Origin of the sequence: Stenotrophomonas maltophilia group sp. RNC7 (assembly GCF_030910085.1) — a bacterium.
Lineage (GTDB): Bacteria > Pseudomonadota > Gammaproteobacteria > Xanthomonadales > Xanthomonadaceae > Stenotrophomonas > Stenotrophomonas sepilia.
Genome location: NZ_JAVFVN010000428.1, coordinates 1 through 623 on the forward strand (window position 1 = coordinate 1; position 623 = coordinate 623).

Consider the following 623-nt stretch of genomic DNA (forward strand, 5'->3'; position numbering starts at 1 on the left):
AAGAGTTTACTAATGCAGAAGAAGCTCGTGCGTACGTGGATAAACACCAAATCTTTGGTTCAGAAGGATTTGACCCAGACAGGCTGGATGATGAAGAAATATTAGAATTTGCAAATGCGTTATTAGAACAAATGAAAATGGTTAGTTATAAATACAAAAAATAAACATTCAATAAGGGGGAATGTTTAATGGAGCAAATCGATGAAGTTATAGTTGGATTAATAGAATCCTACGACACTAAGTGCCCATACAAACTATGTGTAGCACTGGGAATAGATATTATTAAAGTAGATCGGTCGGACCCTATTTTATGTAAAAATAATAGTGCCTACATAAGGAATTACTTTGAATCAGAAACAATTTTCATAAGGAACGATCTAGACGAAGAAAAGGAAGTTTTCTATATAAAGCATGAATTGGGACATGCTGTGTTGCACCCCAATATTCAAAACTCTTATAACAAGCATTTGTTAAATAAACACAAAATAGAAAAACAAGCTAATTATTTCGCATTCAGACTAAGCAATATACATTTTGATGAGATAGAATTAGAAGATATGACATTAGAACAAATAGCCAGTTGTGTAGGCATACCCCATGCCGTGCTAAAGCAACTTGCTAAT

1 protein-coding gene is annotated in these 623 nt (G+C 33.4%); it reads left to right on the forward strand.

Going from position 1 to position 623, the window contains the following annotated elements; genetic code table 11:
- Positions 1-188: 188 nt before the first annotated feature.
- The coding region (locus RCF13_RS07290; protein WP_308141022.1) for an ImmA/IrrE family metallo-endopeptidase at positions 189-623 on the forward strand (435 nt) is incomplete at its 3' end.